Origin of the sequence: Enterococcus sp. DIV0008, assembly GCF_050542615.1 — a bacterium.
Taxonomy (GTDB): domain Bacteria; phylum Bacillota; class Bacilli; order Lactobacillales; family Enterococcaceae; genus Enterococcus_D; species Enterococcus_D innesii.
Map to the genome: position 1 here is coordinate 2,154,091 of NZ_CP172937.1, position 19,762 is coordinate 2,173,852.

The window sequence follows — 19,762 nt, forward strand, 5'->3', positions numbered from 1 at the left end:
AATACCTCCAAATTTTCAATTATTTTTTATTGCTTTAACTACAGTCATTAATGGATTACATTTCATCAAAATAGTCATGATCATATAAATTGTAAACCCAATTATGATTTGAACAAACGTAGTAGTAAAACTATTAAGCATAGTTTGAGTAAGAATTCTGGTTATACCAAGCATTAAAACAGATGCAAATATGCATTTTAGTATATATTTCTTTTGGAATGAAAATCTCGTTTCTTTAATAAAAGCATATACTCTCGTAACACTTACAAATAACTCAGCTAAAACAATAGCTAATATCGCTCCGTACACCCCTATTATCGGAATAAATATTAAATTTGTGATAATGCTAATTGCAGCACCGTTTAAAACCGCTATATTGTATACCTTGATTTTATTCATTGGGACCAAATATTGTCTACCGACTGCTAAACCTAATGGCATGATTATTGTAAGTGGAGATACCAATGGAATAGTTTTAATTATAAAGTCAAACTTTTCTCCGAAAAACCAGGGAACCATTTGGGGTACAATGAGAATAGTCCCAAACATCATAGGTATAGTGAAAAATAACTGTATATGTATCGATTTTGTAAGGACATTTAATAAGCTTTTTGAATCACCTTTTGCCACTAAATTACTAAACTTGGGCAGCAAGACTAAATCTATAGTTGTTACTAGTGTAACAAGTATACTGTTGAGTATTAATGTATTTGTGTAAAATCCAACATCTGTAGTAGTTGCTAACCATCCTAACAAAGTCTTGCTCATATTGGTGTACAATATTATCGCTATTTTAGGGATAAAGAATTGCATTGCTGGCCAAAAATGATAATACATGTGTTTAAGTTTAACTGTTTTAAATTCAATTTTTTTAATAATAAATAGCCACATGATTAGTTGAGTAAAAATTAGATTCATACCTTGAATAATAATGTAAGTAGTTATATCATCTGGGCCTTTTACAAAATATAAAATGGCTAAGAATGAGAACACTTGTGCACCTATACTGCTGAGACTAGACTTTTTAAAATCTTCAATCCCCATAAAAAACCAAGATATATCGAAAACAGCTGCTATTATTACAAGTGATTGCAAATAAAAATAGAGCCTATATTCAGAAAAAGAAACTATAGTAAAATATGCAAGTAAAGACAATACTGAAACAATAAAGCTCATCCAAAATATTTCCCAAAAACATTTTGACATTTTGACTCTATCATCCCTAACTCTTGCAATCTCTCTATTTCCATAGACCCCGATGCCTAAACCAGCGATTAATACAAAATACTGTGCTATTGAGTTTGTATAATTAAAAACACCTATTCCACTTGGTCCTAAAGCATTAGATACTATAGGAATTGTTATAAGCGGAAGAATTAATTTGGTAACTTGAAATATACTTTGATAAAAAAAATTAGAAAGTATTTTCCTCATGACTTCCCCTCAACTATTCTGTAATATATAAACCTTTTAATATGATATGAATAAAAGTTATTATATAAATTTATTTTTTTCTGGTAAAATTAACCATTCACCCAATGTCTTGTCCCAACATTCAGGAACAAATCCTTCTAAGCCACTTGCTGGGAAAAAAGTCAATTCGCCAAAATAAACTTTTCCATCAACTTCATATAAGTCAACTCTCACAAAAGGAATATTTTCTGATAATATTTCTGCTAAATTTATCATTTCATCAAGCTTCTCGGGTCTGCATATGTCTTTGGTGGAATTAGGGTGATGCTTACGGGACATATTTAAATGTTTCCAGTCTGTATCAAAAAAATCTTCAGTTAACCCTTCTTTTGTATACCTGTTTCTACACACTAAGACTATTTTTACTTCCCCATTAAAACAGAAAAATTTATAATCACTTAGATTATCACTAATAAACTCCTCTGCAATAATTTTAGGCACTACATTTTTATAAGGCCACTCACGACTCATATAAAAGAAATTACATCCAAAACTATCATCGATTTTTTTCTGAGCCTCATGAAAATTAAAATCCTTTTTATTTTTACAAATTATTACCCCTCCACTATCATGGGTACATTTTAAAACAAATTGGTTTGGCAAAGATCCAAAATCTATCAATTCAAAGTTACTCCAATAACCTAAAGTAGGTATAAGATATTCTTTTCCAATTTTTGCTCCAACAATTTCTTTTACTTTATATTTATCTACTAGAAAAGTATATTCTTTCCTCCTATCATAAAGCTTTAACCACTGAAGCTTTTCATTAAATGTTATTGGTTCTCTTAAATTTAGCTTTTTTCCCATGACTTTCTTATACTGAATCTTCAAAAATAAATAACTAGGTATTGATCTTTTCAATATGTTTCTAATATTCATTTATTTAATCCCCAAATTTGATTTATATGTTACTTTATTATAAAAATAATTATCAATATATTTCGATTTATAAATTTATTTATAATATTTAATATACCAATCTATAAATTCACTTAATCCTCTCTCTATTGAAGTGTTAGGTTTAAAATTAATATCATTTTCTAAATCATGAGTATCCGCATAAGTATCTTTTACGTCCCCAGCTTGCATCTCTTCAAAATTTATTCTTGCTTTTGTGCTTAATTTATTTTCAATAGTGTTTATAAAATCCATTAAGTTTACTGGCTCGCTATTTCCAATATTATATATCTTATACGGTGCCCAACTCTCGTTTGCAGAATATTCTTCCTTTTTTATATTGTCCCTATTTGGAATATGATTGATCAATTTAAATAAACTTTCTACGATATCATCTATATATGTGAAGTCTCTCTGCATATGACCATTATTGTATACGTTAATTGGCTTTCCTTCCAAAATGTTTTTAGTGAAAGAGAAATATGCCATGTCTGGTCGCCCCCAGGGTCCGTATACAGTAAAAAACCTTAGACCTGTAGTGGGCAAATTATACAAATGACTATAAGCATGGGCCATTAATTCGTTAGATTTTTTTGTTGCAGCATATATACTAACCGGATGATCAACGTTATCTGTTGTTGATAATGGAAGTTTTGTATTACCACCATATACTGAACTCGATGAAGCATAAAGAAGATGCTTAATAGAATAGTCTTTAGACAAATTTAGAATATTTAAAAAACCTTCAATATTTGATTTTATATATGCTTCGGGATTTTCAAGAGAATATCTAACTCCAGCTTGAGCTGCAAGGTTTATTACGATATCAAATGATTCTTTTGAAAATAACTTGTTCATATTATTTTTATCGCAAATATCTAATATTTCAAATCTAAAATTATTGTAATGATTTAATAAATCAATCCTATCTTTTTTTAAATTCACATCATAATAATCATTTAGATTATCAATGGCGACAACTTCATATTCAGTACTTACTAGGATTTTTTTTGCTAAATGTGAGCCTATAAATCCTGCTCCCCCTGTTATAAGAATTTTCATAATAAATTCCTCCTCGACCTATCAGTGTGATTTTACTGAAATTTTTGCACTGCGATATAAGTTTTTTCCTAATTTCGTGACCTCTGATACAAGGATATTATTTTTCCAAAGGACATATGGCAACGAAAGCTGATCCCTAAAAGAACCAGTCTTTATGAATTCTTCCCACCATTGATTAAAGACTTTTTTCGAATTTAAATTATTTAAATCAGACACAATTACTGTCGCTTCTGGCAAACCATAATTTATTGGAAAACCTACCTTCTTATATCGCTGGATTTGTTCATCTATTGCAGTTGCGTTCCCTTTCTTATACAGCTTTAAAACTTCGGCTTCTTGATATAAACAGTCTCTTTGAAAATGCCTATGAAATGCCAATCCAGTCTTATCAGTTACATACTGAGACCAAGGTTTAATATCAGAAGTTATATCTACGTTTCCATCAATATAGATAGCAATATCATATTTGTCTTCAAATAATTCAAAAGGATGCATTTTTAAATATCTGTTAATAAGAACATTGTCTTGTAAATACGTAATATAATCGGGGATTCTTTTAGTTTTCCATGTTACTGTTTCCGGCTCTTGATCAGTAAACAAATAATAATCAATATCTTCGTCCAAAAAAGTTAGTTCTGGAATATTATCATAATTACCAGTTATACAAGTATATACAACAATTTTCTTGTCATCGACATATTGTCTATCGGCAATCATCTCAACATTATTTCTATTTTCTTCATCTCTAAATACTATAAAATTTCTATTAATGGTCTTACTAATTTTTTTCTTTATGAACACATTCATTATATAGTTGAATGATTTAGTATCAAAGGAGAGTTTTGAAAAAAAATCAGATATCCGGGTTTCTCTTCTTAATCTAATAATCTCAAGGTTTTGCTTTTCTAAAACCTCTATAGTTTTCTTATAATCCAATTAGTTTCCTCCAAAAAATATATTATATCTAAAAACATTTAATACTATATGTTCAAACTCAAATAAGTATAGAAAATAATAACCAGTTAATATAAAAAGAAGGAATGTAATTATATCAACAAGAAAAGAATATCCTCTTTTTATATATACTTTAATAGAAAAGTAGTTTGTTAAATTGAACAAAAATAAGGGAATCATATTTCTATATAACCTAAAAAAATCGGAACTAAAGCTCAAAAATGGTATTGCCAACAACAAGATTACAGAGATTTTCAATGTGAGTAATGCAATTTTTATTGTTTTTCTCTCAATTTTGGTTTTATTTTTCAAAATAAGCATTCTTTTGTAAATAAAAAAGTTAACTATAATATTAGCAATTATAAGGACGATATAAAGCAGCAAGCTAAATAATGAAATACCATCTAAATATACTAAATATTTTTGTCCGAATGGTAATAAGCCCAATAAATATTTTATAAAAAAGGTTCTAAATACTATTAAGAGTAAAGTTATGGATACAATATATCGAAATATTTTCTGTAAATCTAATTTTATTATTAAGAAGCATAAGTAAAATAAGCTTGTTATGTGAAAAAGCGAAGCTAAGATAACAAAAAAAGTAAATACTAAATATTTTTCATTTAGCAAAAAAATCAGACCACATAATACACAAGCATACGCTAAACTATTTCTTATTTGAACAATATCCAACATAAATGGGAAATATATATATAGCAATAATGAAATAAATGGATTTCTTGAAAAATAAAATGTAACCATTGTAATCACTGTTAGAAAAATAGTGGCTATAACAAATAGAAAACTTTGATATGATAAGCCAAGTGATCCTAAAAATCGCATCAAAAATGAAAAACCAGCTTCTACTCCCGAATAGCTAGTAATTCCGATTCGAGTAAAAGTATTATATATATTTGAAAAATTTTCGTAATCAGGATTATAAGTATTACCAGCAAACATTAACCACATTATAAATACAACCAATATGGTCATTATCATATTAAAAAAACCAAAGTTTCGCTTTTTATTTTCTATCATAGTCAATCTCCACACTAATTAGATTGTTCTTTTTTGAACATTATATTTCCATCTTTATATCCTTTAAAAATCGATTTTAGCTTACTTAATTTTTCGTTCTCAAAAAAAACAACTCCAATTAAATCATGTATAAATCTGTGATTCATTAGAACTATAAAACCAGGATAATCTTTTCCATAAATTTTTTTTAAGTACTGACCATTTCTAAAAATATAATATTTACGTAAAGAGTTATGATGATTTGGTTTTATGGTTAAAAAAAGAAAGTGTTTTTTTTCTCTATTCCCAATTGTATGTTCTAGCAAAGCATTGGATGTGGCTACAATATCATAACCACATGATAAGACTCTTAATGAGTATTCAGTATCTATTTGGTCAATGAAAAAGTCATCTCTTAGTAATCCTATTTTCTTTATAAGATCCATACTCATCATGCTACCTGAAGAGATGACAAATGATACTTTTTTATATTCAGAATTATTTAATATAATATCTTCATATCCTTTTTCAGTAAGTCTAGCGTAATGAGCAAAATCTTTAATATTTTTATCTTTATAATTAGGAGCCAGTATTCCTAGTTTATAGTTATTTTCAGTTTGATATTTTTCATATGCTGCTTCCATCGACACAACAAAATTTTTAGGAATTAATGTATCCTGATCAAAAAAGAATAGATAATCGAAATCCATTTTATCGGCATATAAAATGCCTTTATTTTGTGCCGCAGCTAGTCCGATATTTTTATCATTTCTAATTATTTTCAAATTATCCACATTATCTTCGAGTTCTTCAAGACTTATTACAATAGAGCTTTCTTTAGAACCATTATCTATAACAATCAAATAAATTGATTGAGCAACTAATTCTTTTATAACCTTGTAAGTATCAAAGTCTGGATTATAGGTAACCATCACGCCTACCGATCTAATATTTTGCATTTAATTCTCCTAAAAACTTATCATAAAATATTTCGTTCATTTTAGCAGTATAAGAAGATTCCGAAAAGTACGTTTGATACATTTGTCTTGTATTCAATCTGTAAGAATCTATCAAATTACTTCGCTTTAAGTTTATCATTCTGTTAGCAACTATTTCTTCATTCCCTCTCTCTAAGTTGAGTCCAATTTCATAGTCTTTTACGAAATTCCAAGTATCATAAGGGATATTATTAATAATTGGCAACCCGTATCTAAAGTACTCAATTGATTTCATAGTCAAACCAACTTTTGTTGAGCTTTTCATAAAGTTTAAACCAAAGTCACACTGAGATATTATATCTTTTTTCTTTAATTCATCAAAAATTATTCCATAATCGTTAAAACTAACATTCGATAAAATTAATTTCTCAACTAAATCTTTTTTCTTTTCTCCATCCCCTATAATATTAAAAGTAACTTTGATTTTATTATTTAAATTAACTAATAAATCAAACAATAAATCAATATCTAATAGATTGTTAATAGATCCAATGTAACAAAGATTAATTCGATTATAATCTTTCTCTTTGTACTCTGTTTCTATCGGAATACCACCATTAAAATAAACCGTATTAAATGGAATAGATTTGTTCGTTTTTTTTAAAAAATCAGCATACATCTCACACTCAGTTATTACAACATCAGCATTATTCAGGTGTTTATCCCTAATGTTACTCCAGAAACGAGCAATTTTTAAATTCTTAAGCTTACCTAATGGCATTGCTTCGGGCCACAAATCAATAATGTCATAAACTAGGATGCTATTATAGGAACTTTTATATATTTGTGAAACAAGCGTATTTGGCGGAATTAGAACATACAACAAGTCATAGTTTTCTTTTTCTATCACTCCTCTAACTTTTTTAGCAAAAGAAAAGTGCGAATACATTCTCCTTATTGATAGATTCTTTTTGTATGCGGGGACATCAATTACTATTGTTCCTTTTTCTTTATTATCAATCTGAACTTTATCTCTATGCGAAAAATTTGAAACAATTATATCCACTTTGCATCCCATAGATTCAAAATAAACTTTTGTTTGCTGTGCTCTAATATTGTATGTTTCAAAACAGTTAACTATTCCAATTCTCATGATCTTTCCTCTTAAGTTCTTTGTCATATGTTAAACTTCCGAATGCTTTATTTACTAGTCTTCCAATTCTTCCAGGAAAGTATCCTAATAAACAAATAAACCAATTTAGTCCAGAAAAAAGATATACTTTTTTCCCTTTTGATGAAGCTATTTCTTTAACCATAAAACTAGTTCTCTGTAGTACTGGATCTTGCGGAAAAAATACACCAGAATCACAAGAGTCTATTCTAATTTTAATAAAACAACATAAACGATTAATATTTAACATTGATCTTTCATTTTTTATATTAGGAAAAACTGGGGTTAAATTTGCTATTTTCACTAGTTGTTGATAATTCCCTTTACTTCCCTCTCCATAAATCATTGGTGGGCGGATGATTGCTATTCTGAAAGTGTCACTTTTAAGAGGGGTCATTTTTTTTTCAGCTTTCCACTTACTATCACCATAAAAATTGGATGGATTAGGCTGTGTTTCAGGAGTAATAACACGTTTCTTATTTATATTCGTTTCCTCACCATAAATAATAATCGAACTCATATAAATAAATTGTCCATTTTTTCCATTTAAATCACTTTTGTACTTTTCAGCTGTTTCAACTGCAAGATCACAATTTACTTTATAATAAAGTTGTTTCGTTTCTTCACTGACTTTTGAAACATCTGCATGGGCAATTCCTGCGACATGAAAAACAGAATCATACTGAGAGAAATCTTTTTCTTTCCATCGATCTCCATGCATATCAACTGTATCAATTTGATAATTATCGCCAAATTGCTGCATCCATTTCTCGAAGGATGTACCGATATAACTGTTCGCTCCTGTAATTAGGATTCGTTTCATTCGATTTCCTCCTTCTTCATCGTTCCCGTCCCGCCTTCAACGACACCGTCACTTTTGAAAACAGAAGTAATCGTACCAAAGAAGCATTTTATATCCATCCTTAAACTAATATTATCCGTATATTTGCCGTCTAACTTGGCCTTAATTGGAATTTCAAGCTCGTCTCGACCACTAATCTGAGCCAACCCAGTCAATCCTGGTCGAATATCATTTGCCCCATACTTATCTCGTTCTTCAATCAAATCATATTGATTCCATAGCGCTGGACGAGGCCCAATGACAGCCATATCACCTTTGATAATATTGAATAATTGAGGCAGCTCATCCAAACTGGTTTTTCTTAAAAATTTCCCTACCTTGGTGATATAAAAATCAGGATCTGCTAATAGATGTGTCGGCATTTCTTTTGGTGTATCAATCTTCATTGTTCTGAATTTATAAATATTAAAATAGGTTTTATTCTTTCCAACCCGTTTTTGCTTGAAAATAATTGGTCCCTTAGAATCTAGTTTTATTGCTAAGCATAAAAGTAATAAAACTGGTGATAACACAACGATCCCCATTAACGATAAAATAAAATCAATGATTCGTTTCAATCCATCCTTATACAACAAAACCCACTCCTATTTGTTTGAAGCATTTGCAAATTTCACAATTTCATTAGCCAAAGCAGCACTTTTTTTAGGAAGTGCTTCTACAAAATAAAGTACCTCTTCCAAGGAATAACCTTTGATATTGCCAACAAAGATTTTCTCGAAGACTGCTTCATCATTCCGTTCTTTATCCAATAATAGTTCTTCGTATAATTTTTCTCCAGGTCGAATCCCAGTTTCAATAATCTCAATCTCTTCTTCACTATAACCACTTAGACGAATCATATTCTTCGCAAGATCAACAATTTTCACCGGTTCGCCCATATCTAAAATGAAGATTTCACCACCTTTAGCAAGTGCACCTGACTGAATAACCAAGCGGCTAGCTTCTGGGATCGTCATGAAATAGCGAGTCATGCGAAAATCAGTCACCGTAATTGGTCCGCCTTTTGCTATTTGCTCACGGAATACTGGAATCACACTGCCTCTTGAACCTAAGACATTGCCAAAACGCACAGCAGAAAATTTCGTGCAACCTTTTTCATTTAAGCCAGTAACAATCATCTCAGAGATGCGCTTTGTTGCCCCCATGACGTTTGGCGGATTATTGGCCTTATCTGTAGAGACCATTACGAAGTTTTTCACTTTTGCGGCTTTGGCAGCTTCAGCAGTATTCTTCGTTCCGTAAATATTGTTTTTGACTGCCTCTCTAGGATTGTATTCCATCAACGGCACGTGTTTATGGGCTGCCGCATGATAGACGATATCCGGTTTGACTTCGTTCATGATTTCAAACATCTTTTCACGATCTTGTATATCGGCTATAACTGGAACGATTTCGGTAATATTGTCTTTAAAATTGATGTTCAACTCGCGGTCAATTAAGTAGATCGAGTTTTCTCCGTGTCCTAATAAAACTAGTTTTTTAGGATTGAATTGAATCACTTGGCGACAGATTTCGGAACCAATCGATCCTCCTGCTCCAGTCACTAATATCGTCTTTCCGGTAATTTGATCTTTGATGGAGTCGATATCCAATTTGACTTCATCTCTACCTAGCAAATCAACGACATCGATTTTCTTCAAACGTGAAGTGCTGATTTTCCCAGAGGCGATTTCTTCCATTGATGGCATCGTGTTGACTTTGACATGCAAAGGTTCAATTAAGCTAAAAATGCTCCGCAACTTTTTCCGTGACAAAGAAGGAATGGCGATCGTGACCATATTGATCTCATACTTTTGAATCAAATCAGGTAAATCAGTGATACAACCCAAGACTTTTTTCCCAGAAAGATAAGTATTTCGTTTATTCGGATCATCATCGACAAATCCGATAATATTAATGTCACTTGCCGTTTTCGAACCTACAAAGCTATTGTAAAGAATACGGCCGCCTTCTCCTGCGCCGACGATCAGGGTATTCTTGACAACCTCATTGGACGACCCCCTCATGTTTTTTCTTTCAATATAGATCCGCCAAATCAATCGACTAGCAATGATCAAAAAGAGCGAAAGAAAGTACGTAAAGATCACTAACCGCACGCTATAGGTTTCATCACCGAAAAATAAGATCACATTGCAAGTAAAAGCGCTACATGACACCGCTAAGAAGATAGCAATCATTTCTTTCAGATTCGTATAGCGATTGATTCGAGAAAAAACACGGAACACAGAACCATAAAAAAGGTAGAAGCCGACAGACAGACTCACAGAGATCAATGTAAATTCCCTTGGAATCGCCACAAAAGGTTTCATAAAATAAACTGCTGCTATATTTGCTGCTATGATCAATAAACTATCTACAATTATTAAAGTTACAATTTTTCTTCTCCTCGTTAATTCAAACAACCCAGTTGCCCCCTAAAATAACCCGAATTTCTTTTTTTTCACTTCAATATAACTTGGAAAACTGATTTGATCCCCGTTTATTAAATCTTTTGCTACTTGTTTCATCAACGTTACTTTGAGCATGCCAAAATCTTGCTCAATTTGCTCATAAGCTTCTTTTAAATTAAAGGTGCGTTTTGTAACGCCATGGGCATCCGAAGCGACCATCTGAACAAGATTATGTTCAACCATTGTTTTTGCTGTTTTTTGGATTTCTTTTCCAAATACGCCGACATAACTTGGCGCAGTTAACTGAGCTAAACAGCCCATATCTAAAAATGGGATTAGATTGTTAGGGTCTTTCCTAAAATGAGCATTCCGCTCGGGATGGACAATGACTGGAATTTTTCCCAGCTGTAGTAAATCGAAGAAAATTTGTTCTGTATACGTAGGTACTTCAATCGTAGGAAATTCTATCAAGATATACGTATCATCAAGATCTGTAAAAAGGATGTTATTTTTCTGTATATCCTCAATTAAATCTCCTGTTATTCTCACCTCTTGTCCCTCAAGTACTGTCAAGGACAAGCTCCGTGCGTCCAATTCTTCTTGTAAAGAAGTAACGAGAGAAATGACCTCTGACTTCGGATTGCGGTATTTTCCATTGTTATGATGTGGGGTACAAAGAATATGCGTAATCCCTTGGCTAATCGCTTTTTCAGCCATAGCGATGCTCGCATTGATGTCTTCTGCACCATCATCAATTCCTGGTAAAATGTGGCAATGTAAATCAATCATTTCTCTCTTCTCCTTCAAATTAATTAATTTCCATAATAATAGTAGTAACCTGAATCTTTCGAGTGTTCGGCACCGTTATAGACCACACCAATGATTCTTGCTTGAACCATATTCAAAAGATCTCTCGCTTTTATTAAGGATTCTTTCCGAGCAACATTCTCTCGAACCACTAAAATCGTTCCGTCTGCTTTAGATGCCATGATTTGTGCATCAGTGACTGCTACAACTGGTGGCATATCAAAAATAACCACATCATAAAGATTTTTCGCTTCTTCCATCACTTGGTTCATTCGTGCCGATCCAAGTAGCTCAGATGGATTTGGTGGTTTTGGTCCGCTGGTTAAGACAGATAAATTATCAATCACCGTTTTTTGAGCTGCTTCAAGGACGCTCGTTGAGGTACTTAATACGGTACTTAATCCACTCGCATTGTTTAAGCTGAATGTTTTATATACAGTAGGCTTTCGCATATCGGCATCAACTAACAATACTCGTTGTCCTGATTTTGCAAAAACAACCGCTAAATTAGCTGAAGTTGTCGATTTCCCTTCACCTGGACCAGAAGAAGTAACAACAATGGTCTTGATTTGTTTATCTGCTGAAGACGCAAATTGAATATTTGTACGGATCGTACGATATTGCTCTGAGATTGGTGAAGAAGGATCAACCATTGTAATCAAGCTCACTGCATGTGTCTGTGTCCCAGTACGTTCTTGTTTTTTTGCCATCATTGTTCCCTCCTAGACCCGGCTACGACTACGGCGTGATTCTGCCGTTTTGTCGCCTTGCGGTTTCTTAATAAATGGTACGCTTGGCTTTTTCTGAATGGTCGCAGCCAATTCTTTTGGTGACATTTGGGGTACAGTACCCAATACGGTAAAGCCTAATGTTTCGGTTACAAATTTATCATCTTTGACAGTTCGATCTAGTAGCTCCAATAAGAAGGCTAAACCGACACCGACCATGATCCCTAATACTAGACCAATGGCTAAATTTAGTTTGTTGTTAGGTGAAACTGGTGTAGTACTAGCTACCGCACTTGAAATGATTGAGATTTTATCAACATTCATAACATCTTGAGCATTTTCTTGAAAGACCAATGCTGTCGTATTGGCAATATTTTGCGCTGACACTGCATTTGTACTAGTTGCCTGAATGGAAAACATCTGTGAGTTCTGTGACTGGTTGATCGAAATGGATTCTTTCAATTGTCCGACAGTCAAGTCAAGGTTGTATTCAGACTCCAAACGATCCTTTACTTGTGTCATAACCAAGTCACTGACAATCATATCTTTATACGTATTGATCATTTGCAAGTTTGTATTCACATCGTTGGCATTGGTAGTTTCGGATTGCGGCAATGTCACAATCAACTGAGCTTGTGAACTGTATTTCGGTGTAATGACAAAGAAGGTGAATATTCCTGCTAAAGCTAAACCAGCAAACATTGAAATAAAAATAGCAGCTAAGTGTTTCCGTAGAATTGCGAATATTTCTTTTAAGCTAATTGTTTCTTCCATCTTTTCTCCACTTTCCTATTCATTCTCTAGATTTAGTTGAGCTTTCAACTCTTTTTGAACTCTTGCTAGTTCTTCGTCACTCACACGCTGATATGAGATGCCGTCTTGCATGAATCCTTCCCCTTGCAACTGATCTTGTTTGATCGTTTGAAAGGCACTGCGATAGTTAAATGCTAAGGTTCGCATGTCATCGAAACTCATATCTGTCTTCATGTTTTGCTCAACGGCATTTAAGATCGTTTGATATTGGGTAATTCCATCAAGACTCAAGACTTTCTTAACGATCCCTTCAACGATTTTACGTTGGCGTTCTTGACGTCCATAATCGCCGTTTGGATCTTCATAACGCATTCTTGAATAGGCAAGGGCTTGTTCGCCATTTAGTGATGTACGTCCAATAGCAAAATCAAAACCATCTTGCGAAAAGGTAATTTCATTATTTACTTCAATTCCGCCAACGGCGTCAACTAATTCTTTTAATCCAGCCATATTGATTGATACATAATGATCGATCGGAATATCCAAAAATTTTTCTACAGTGTTCATTGCCATCGCTGGTCCACCAAAAGCATAAGCATGGTTAATTTTATCTGTCGTCCCATGTCCAACGATATCAACATAGGAGTCTCGTCCGATACTAACCACTGTCGTCTGGTTGTCTTGAGGGCTGATCGTTGCCACCATCATGGTATCGGAACGGCCTTGCTCCACTCTCCCCAAATCACCTGTATCGATGCCCATCAATAAAACCGAGAAAGAATCTTGTTGGGATAGGTCCACATCGTTTTCACGTATGCGATCTTCGCGATCACGTTCGACAGATTCATAGGTTTGTTGCATTGAATTTGATACATCAAAATATAACTTTGCAGCAACACCGACGATTCCGATGACTAATACTGCAACGATTCCAAAGATAATCAAAAAAATCTTTTTGCCTTTTGACATTTGCTTTCCTCCAGTTATCTCTAATTTTCTTCGATCCTTCACTTATGCTAGTAAACGACGTCTGAATTTGGATCGGTCCAAGTGCCGTCTCCTGCGGAAGTATCGTTTGAATAACTTTCTGTCGGGGCAGTGGATGAGTAACTGCTATAACCGGTATATCCCATTTGTGTCGCGACTTTATCTGCAAGTTCAGTAAATTTTTCTTTTAACTCTTCATTACGGACTTTGCTAATACTATCAACAGCAGTTAGGTATTTTTCCAAGGTCACTTCACTGGTCACTGTATCATCTTTAAGCATTTCATCAAAAGTTTCTTGTAACTTTGCAATGCGGTCCAATTGGGTATCCGCATACTCTAAATAGGAAACAACTAAGTCTTTCCATTTACTATCCTCAAAAAAGCTCAGATTTTCACGGACATTCCCAACATCCGTTTCTTTTAGATCGGCTCTAATGATGACATCATTTTCAGCACTTTGCCAATTTGAAACGCCTTCAGTAAATAAGGCTTCCGTATCCGCTTGTACTTTTAATTTTGCCTCGATGTCTTTTAACTGATCATCAAGGGCGGTTTTTTCTTGTTGGATCTCGACTGACTCACTTGGTAATGCATCATCATCGATCCCATAATCGTCTGCAGATACTTTCACTGCAGAAAGTTTTGCGACTGTTTTAAGAACGTCTTCTTCTTTAAGATCTTTTCTCAAAAACGTTTGATCTTCGTTGCTGTAAAATTCAGCAATCTCTTTCGACAACTCATTGATGCGATCTTTTTCGCTGGCAATCGCTGTCTGTGCATATTCGACTCGCTGCTGATATTGCCTTTGGTTATTTTGTCGGTAACCAATAAAACAAATCGCAACTGCGCCAATACCAACGGCTAAAACAGTCAAAGTCTTTAATAACGGCTTTCCCATGAACACACTCCCTACTTCAATTGTGCTTGTTTAAGCATTCTGCCTTCCTCTCACATAATAAAGGCAATTCTAGTTTATTATAAGAGAAATGTAGCATTAAATAAAGGAAATTCCCGTTTTTTATTTATTACGGTATATTTTTCGTCAATAAAAGACTCGTATAATGCCAAACATCCGTTATTTTAAAAAATCATAAATAACGTCTACTCTACTTGACAGTTTTTTTAAACCCTCATTTTAAATAATGAATAATTCAGTTATAATCGTTATTCTCATCACCTTTGAAGGTTGTCACATTACAGAAAAATAACCTTGAGAGATTAAATCCCTTCACTGTCTCAACATCTTTTCATTATAAATAGAAAAGAAAAGAAATTCAGAAAGTATTTTCATACACTTTTCTTGTTATTATAAATTAACTTGTCAAAGCTGAATTCTTTTCTTGGCGCACTTAGGGTTTCCTTTGCGACTGCTCTTTATTTACGCCAATCATTCCTGTTAAAATTATAAGTTGTCTTTCGAAAAGTGACTTTTCTCTTCATTTCCGTTTTCTTTCATCTTCTATCAGTTTCCTCGAAACATAATTAATCGTTCAATTTTTATTCCTACGCTAAAAAGTTATTACCTTGACGTCTCTTTTGCTAATTAATTTCCATTTATCTTCTTTGAGAGGCTGAAAAAAACGTGTTTCTACCTATATATATGCTGATCGTCAGATGATTTATAGAAAACGCAAAAAATCTTACACAGGCTCAGGTATATATTTCACCAATCGATGAAATATGTGATTTGTTTTTCCATCCCTAGTTTCTTTAAGATGTATAGGAAAGAGTTTTGCTTTTTCTTCATGAAAGGAGCTGCATCTTGAGAAATTTTCAAAATAACTTCATTACTAATACGGCTACGATTCGATGGCTGAAAATTTTAATGGCATTCGAGAAAAATCACCATTGCTCAACTGTCGGCTTAGCAAAGACATCAGGAAGTACGACTCGTACGATCATGACAGATATTACGAATTTAAAAGAACACTTTGGTGACTGCCTTATGATCGACTCTTCACACAAAGGGTATTTTTTTTCTATAAAAAATTCTTCTGATTACCTTACAAAAAAACGTGCTTTGATTGCCGATGAAATTTTATTCCATATCATTGAAAGTATTTTTCATCACGATTTGCTTACTTCTTCTGAATGGGCAGAAAAATATCATATATCTGAGAGTACTGTTTTGCGGTATTTGCGAAAGGTCCAACCCATTTTTTCCTCCTATCGTTTGGAAATTCAAACCAACCCAGTCAGCTTTGTTGGGGAAGAAATCAACATTCGCAAATTTTTTCATGATTTCTACTATGAATCCGAAATTACTGGCCATACGATTTTCCCGCCCATCGCGATTCAAAACATCACTGCCAGTGCATTTTCAAAGTGCTATCAGCTGAATCAACATACTTGCTCTTTCGGTGAGTTTAATTACTATTTGTATATCACCTTCGAACGGCATTGCATTGGTCAGCCTATCTCCTTACCAAAGCCAGTCAAAGCTATGTTCGAAAACTACAATGATTTCAAGTTATTTTCCGAAATCAACGAATCCATCGAGGAGCAATACCAAAGAGAACTTCCTTATGAGGAAATGCTCTATTTATTTTTATTAGTGAAAACGCGACGATCGATCAGCAACCTGACCATTGAACATACATTTTGCAAAGAATACAACCATTGGCCTGAACTCAAAAAACTTGCGGCATTATTTGTAAACGACTGCTTACCCGATTCACCAGATCCTGCTCGCGATCAACTTTTGATCGAATCATTCTTTACCGTAGCAAAAATCAAACAATTATTATCACCTTTGCTAAACCACATGATTTCTGATGCCATCCAATTTGTAGAAGATAGTTACCCGGATGATTTTCAATTGTTTAAAACTTACTTGTTCACGCAACCTATAGCACTTGATACTTGGGATAGTGATACATTGAATCACTTGAGTACAAGTTTAACAATGTACAGCTCCTCCATCAGATCGTTGTATTGGCAAGAAAAAAAGAATATTGCCTTTTTATTTGAAGGTCCTTATTATCTATGCCAATTACTTAAGTGCAAGTCTGTCCGTTATTTGCGCAGTTTTCGTACCTTTTATTTCCCGGATTCCAACGAATTGTCGCAAGCATACTTAGAAAAGAATCAGATCGATTTGATCGTAACGAACTATACGGAATACATCACGGAGTACGCTCAGAACATTGATTATCTACTCCTTAAAACCTTTCCGGATGACTATGACTGGGAAGCTTTAGAAGCGAAACTAAACACGAATTTCAATAGTTAATTTTGCTACTGGTGTCTTTCTTCTTTTTTCTTTGTTATTATTTGGCAGCCTGAGGCGACTCTATAATGGTCGTTCTTGCCGGAAACGATCATCTATGGGAATTTAAGGGATTGTGATTTATTTAACATAGATATTTTGACTGACTAAAGATAATCAAACAGAGTGCTAGAAATACCCCACAAATCAGGTATTTACGGCACTCTGTTTTATTGAAAAAAAGCCAAAAAAAAAGAAGCAGGCCTCTGCTTCTTTTTTTGATCAATCTAAGATCGTGACTTTTACTTGACGACGTCCCCATTGGATACACTGTGCTACATTATCAAAGTGAACATCGATAATGTGCCCTTTGATCGCGCCACCAGTATCAAGTGCTAGTGCTACGCCATAGCCTTCAACATTGACTAAAGTGCCTAGCGGAATCACGCTTGGATCAACGGCAACTGCCATTGGATTTTTACGTAAATCTGTACCACTTGCGGTAAAGAAGCTCGCACCAGCTTCTTTATAAGAGTAGGCAGTTGATTCCATCATCAATGTCCGACCACTACTTGTATCGCTATTGCTAGTATTGTTGTTGCTTGTATTACTTGAACTGCTATTCGAGCTACTATTACTGTTACTGCTTGAAGAGCTATTCGATGATGACGTGCTGCTTTCAGTCGTGTTGCTGCTAGATGATGCAGACGATTGTGATTCCGAAGAACTTGAACGTTCAGCCGCTTGTGCTGCTTCTTTTTCCTCTTTTTCTTTCGCTGCTTGTTCTGCTGCTTCTTTGGCTGCACGTTCTTCTGCTGCTTTTTCAGCGGCTAAACGAGCAGTTTCAGCTTCTTTGCTTGAAGCGATTTGAGCCAAGGTTGATTCATTTTCTTTCAACTGCGCTTGAAGATTGGCGATTTTTGAATCTAGCGCTTTGGCTTCTGATTCTAGTGCTGTTTGATTTTCTTTCAACGATTGCTGGGTAGATTGCGCTTTTTCTTCTAATGTTTCAAGCTTTTCTTTCTCAGCCGTCAATGAATCGATCTTTTCTTTTTCCAAGTTTTGCAGCATCGTCATGGCATAGGCACGATTGATGAAATCTTGGATGTTCGATGATTCTAATAGGACGGTCCAATCTCTGGTTGCCCCACCATTGACTTGGATGTCTTTCATACGTTCCGCAACGACTGCTTCACGCTTTTCAATTGTTTCTTGTGCAGTTTTGATTTCTGCTTTGGTTGTTGCTAATGATTCTTCATTTTCAGCGATTTGAGCTTTTAACTCTTCTACTTCGCTGTATTTCGCATTCACATCAGTCAATGCAATCTGCACTTCCGTACTGATTTCCTGACTTTGCTGCATGACGGCACTTTCTTGCTCTTGCAATGATTCAAGTGACTCAGCCTGCGCAAAGATGGGAGAAACGATTCCTGCCGCAAAGACAGCGACAACGATTGTTCGTAGTTTCTTTGCCTTCAAAAAATTCCCTCACTTCTCACTATGGTTTCCAACATATCCTATTATACAAATTCTTAAGAAGAATTTTATTGCAAGACCTTTACAATTTGTTACAAATTATCGTAAAAGTGGGAGTTTTAACAGTCTTTTCCATTGGATTTCAGACAGAAGTGGGAAGAATCAGCTTTGATAAGGGTTTATTTTCTGTAACACTATCGTAACAATGCTATTTTTTTCTACGAATAGCCTCGATGAAGCGCGACAATTCTTGGCTGCTTTTTATCTGATTGATTTCTAACTTTTGAAAGTTTTTTAAGAGTCTTCTTTGATGGAAATTCAACTTCGGTAGATTCTGTTTTAAGATGCGCCATTCTTCTGGAAATGCTGCAAATCGCCCTTGCCAATCATTTTTATATTGCTCAATGTTTTCAGCCAACTCTTTTTTGTGTTGTTCAAAGGCTTGATTGACTTGTTGCACAGCTTTCTGAAAGGCAACCAAATTTGCCAAAGTATACCCCATATCAAATGAAAGGATCATCAACAAGATAACTGGCAATAAAAATCCTGTACGTTCTACTAATGTTTGAACAAAAACTAGCATCTGGGGATGAATAAATCGAACGATGATCACGCAGCACGCTCCCCAAAATACGGAGATTGGCAGTGCTACTCTCCCATTGATATTCAAAGGGACATTATTATAGTCCCACCATGAAGCGTGAAACAGTTTTTCCAATAGAAAACTCGTGGCATACTCCAAAATAGTTACTAGGATTGCGGCTGCAAAAAAAAGCAAGACAATATGTTGATGAATTGGTCGTAATAGGTAGACAACGCCTAAAATGCCAAAGCCATAAATGGGTGTGATGGGACCGACCAGAAAACCTCGATAAACAAAATGACCTGCTTTTATCGAGCAATAAATCGTTTCCCACAACCAGCCAATAAATGAATAGCAAAAAAACAATAAAATAATTCGTTCAAATTCGAACATACATATTTACTCCTTTCAAAAAATGATGACGTATTATTGCGGTACTTTTCTTATTCATCATA

Annotated in this window: 18 protein-coding genes; 1 reads left to right on the plus strand and 17 read right to left on the minus strand. The window is 34.0% G+C overall.

Annotated features, from left to right (window positions below; all coding sequences use genetic code 11):
- Positions 1 to 15: 15 nt before the first annotated feature.
- The 15 genes from IGI84_RS10205 to IGI84_RS10275 form a co-directional block, all read right to left on the minus strand.
- Positions 16 to 1,434 (minus strand): oligosaccharide flippase family protein, encoded by a 1,419-nt coding sequence (locus tag IGI84_RS10205; protein WP_016608109.1) that lies wholly within the window; start codon positions 1,432 to 1,434, stop codon positions 16 to 18.
- A 60-nt stretch (positions 1,435 to 1,494) separates the two neighbouring features.
- The gene (locus tag IGI84_RS10210; RefSeq protein ID WP_220426790.1) at positions 1,495 to 2,352 is read right to left on the minus strand and encodes an ATP-grasp fold amidoligase family protein; all 858 of its coding nucleotides are present in this window, start codon (positions 2,350 to 2,352) and stop codon (positions 1,495 to 1,497) included.
- Positions 2,353 to 2,427: 75 nt separating this feature from the next.
- The gene (locus IGI84_RS10215) at positions 2,428 to 3,432 is read right to left on the minus strand and encodes an NAD-dependent epimerase/dehydratase family protein (RefSeq protein WP_220426791.1); all 1,005 of its coding nucleotides are present in this window, start codon (positions 3,430 to 3,432) and stop codon (positions 2,428 to 2,430) included.
- A gap of 21 nt (positions 3,433 to 3,453) precedes the next feature.
- The gene (locus tag IGI84_RS10220; RefSeq protein WP_430600290.1) at positions 3,454 to 4,368 is read right to left on the minus strand and encodes a glycosyltransferase domain-containing protein; all 915 of its coding nucleotides are present in this window, start codon (positions 4,366 to 4,368) and stop codon (positions 3,454 to 3,456) included.
- Positions 4,369 to 5,424: an EpsG family protein gene (locus tag IGI84_RS10225; RefSeq protein ID WP_016608114.1), complete on the minus strand. Its 1,056-nt coding sequence runs from the start codon at positions 5,422 to 5,424 to the stop codon at positions 4,369 to 4,371.
- A gap of 14 nt (positions 5,425 to 5,438) precedes the next feature.
- The gene (locus IGI84_RS10230) at positions 5,439 to 6,362 is read right to left on the minus strand and encodes a glycosyltransferase family 2 protein (protein WP_016608115.1); all 924 of its coding nucleotides are present in this window, start codon (positions 6,360 to 6,362) and stop codon (positions 5,439 to 5,441) included.
- A complete protein-coding gene (locus IGI84_RS10235) occupies positions 6,349 to 7,494 on the minus strand; it encodes a hypothetical protein (protein ID WP_016608116.1) in 1,146 nt (381 codons plus the stop codon). The genes IGI84_RS10230 and IGI84_RS10235 overlap by 14 nt, the downstream gene beginning before the upstream one ends.
- Positions 7,475 to 8,335, minus strand: a complete 861-nt coding sequence (locus tag IGI84_RS10240; RefSeq protein ID WP_220426792.1) for a sugar nucleotide-binding protein — start codon at positions 8,333 to 8,335, stop codon at positions 7,475 to 7,477. The genes IGI84_RS10235 and IGI84_RS10240 overlap by 20 nt, the downstream gene beginning before the upstream one ends.
- The gene (locus IGI84_RS10245) at positions 8,332 to 8,946 is read right to left on the minus strand and encodes a sugar transferase (RefSeq protein ID WP_220426793.1); all 615 of its coding nucleotides are present in this window, start codon (positions 8,944 to 8,946) and stop codon (positions 8,332 to 8,334) included. Before IGI84_RS10245 ends, IGI84_RS10240 begins: the two co-directional genes overlap by 4 nt.
- Before the next feature lie 12 nt (positions 8,947 to 8,958).
- Entirely contained in the window at positions 8,959 to 10,776 is a 1,818-nt protein-coding gene (locus IGI84_RS10250) for a polysaccharide biosynthesis protein (RefSeq protein WP_220426794.1), read from the minus strand.
- A 12-nt stretch (positions 10,777 to 10,788) separates the two neighbouring features.
- A complete protein-coding gene (locus tag IGI84_RS10255) occupies positions 10,789 to 11,553 on the minus strand; it encodes a tyrosine-protein phosphatase (protein ID WP_220426795.1) in 765 nt (254 codons plus the stop codon).
- A 23-nt stretch (positions 11,554 to 11,576) separates the two neighbouring features.
- A complete protein-coding gene (locus IGI84_RS10260) occupies positions 11,577 to 12,284 on the minus strand; it encodes a CpsD/CapB family tyrosine-protein kinase (RefSeq protein WP_430600293.1) in 708 nt (235 codons plus the stop codon).
- A 9-nt stretch (positions 12,285 to 12,293) separates the two neighbouring features.
- The gene (locus IGI84_RS10265) at positions 12,294 to 13,073 is read right to left on the minus strand and encodes a YveK family protein (RefSeq protein ID WP_086316353.1); all 780 of its coding nucleotides are present in this window, start codon (positions 13,071 to 13,073) and stop codon (positions 12,294 to 12,296) included.
- A 15-nt stretch (positions 13,074 to 13,088) separates the two neighbouring features.
- On the minus strand, positions 13,089 to 14,021 hold the full coding sequence (locus IGI84_RS10270; RefSeq protein ID WP_259280152.1) for an LCP family protein: 933 nt from the start codon (positions 14,019 to 14,021) through the stop codon (positions 13,089 to 13,091).
- A gap of 47 nt (positions 14,022 to 14,068) precedes the next feature.
- Positions 14,069 to 14,938, minus strand: coding sequence for a hypothetical protein (locus IGI84_RS10275; protein WP_220426796.1), 870 nt, complete (start codon positions 14,936 to 14,938; stop codon positions 14,069 to 14,071).
- 864 nt (positions 14,939 to 15,802) lie between these two features.
- Between IGI84_RS10275 and IGI84_RS10280 the strand changes: the two genes are divergently transcribed.
- On the plus strand, positions 15,803 to 17,272 hold the full coding sequence (locus IGI84_RS10280; RefSeq protein ID WP_220426797.1) for a helix-turn-helix domain-containing protein: 1,470 nt from the start codon (positions 15,803 to 15,805) through the stop codon (positions 17,270 to 17,272).
- A 258-nt stretch (positions 17,273 to 17,530) separates the two neighbouring features.
- Here IGI84_RS10280 and IGI84_RS10285 read toward each other — a convergent pair whose 3' ends face one another.
- Both IGI84_RS10285 and IGI84_RS10290 read right to left on the minus strand, forming a co-directional pair.
- Positions 17,531 to 18,727 (minus strand): 3D domain-containing protein, encoded by a 1,197-nt coding sequence (locus tag IGI84_RS10285; protein ID WP_081119560.1) that lies wholly within the window; start codon positions 18,725 to 18,727, stop codon positions 17,531 to 17,533.
- Between the two features lie 205 nt (positions 18,728 to 18,932).
- Positions 18,933 to 19,700: a putative ABC transporter permease gene (locus tag IGI84_RS10290; RefSeq protein ID WP_216681873.1), complete on the minus strand. Its 768-nt coding sequence runs from the start codon at positions 19,698 to 19,700 to the stop codon at positions 18,933 to 18,935.
- Positions 19,701 to 19,762: the final 62 nt, after the last annotated feature.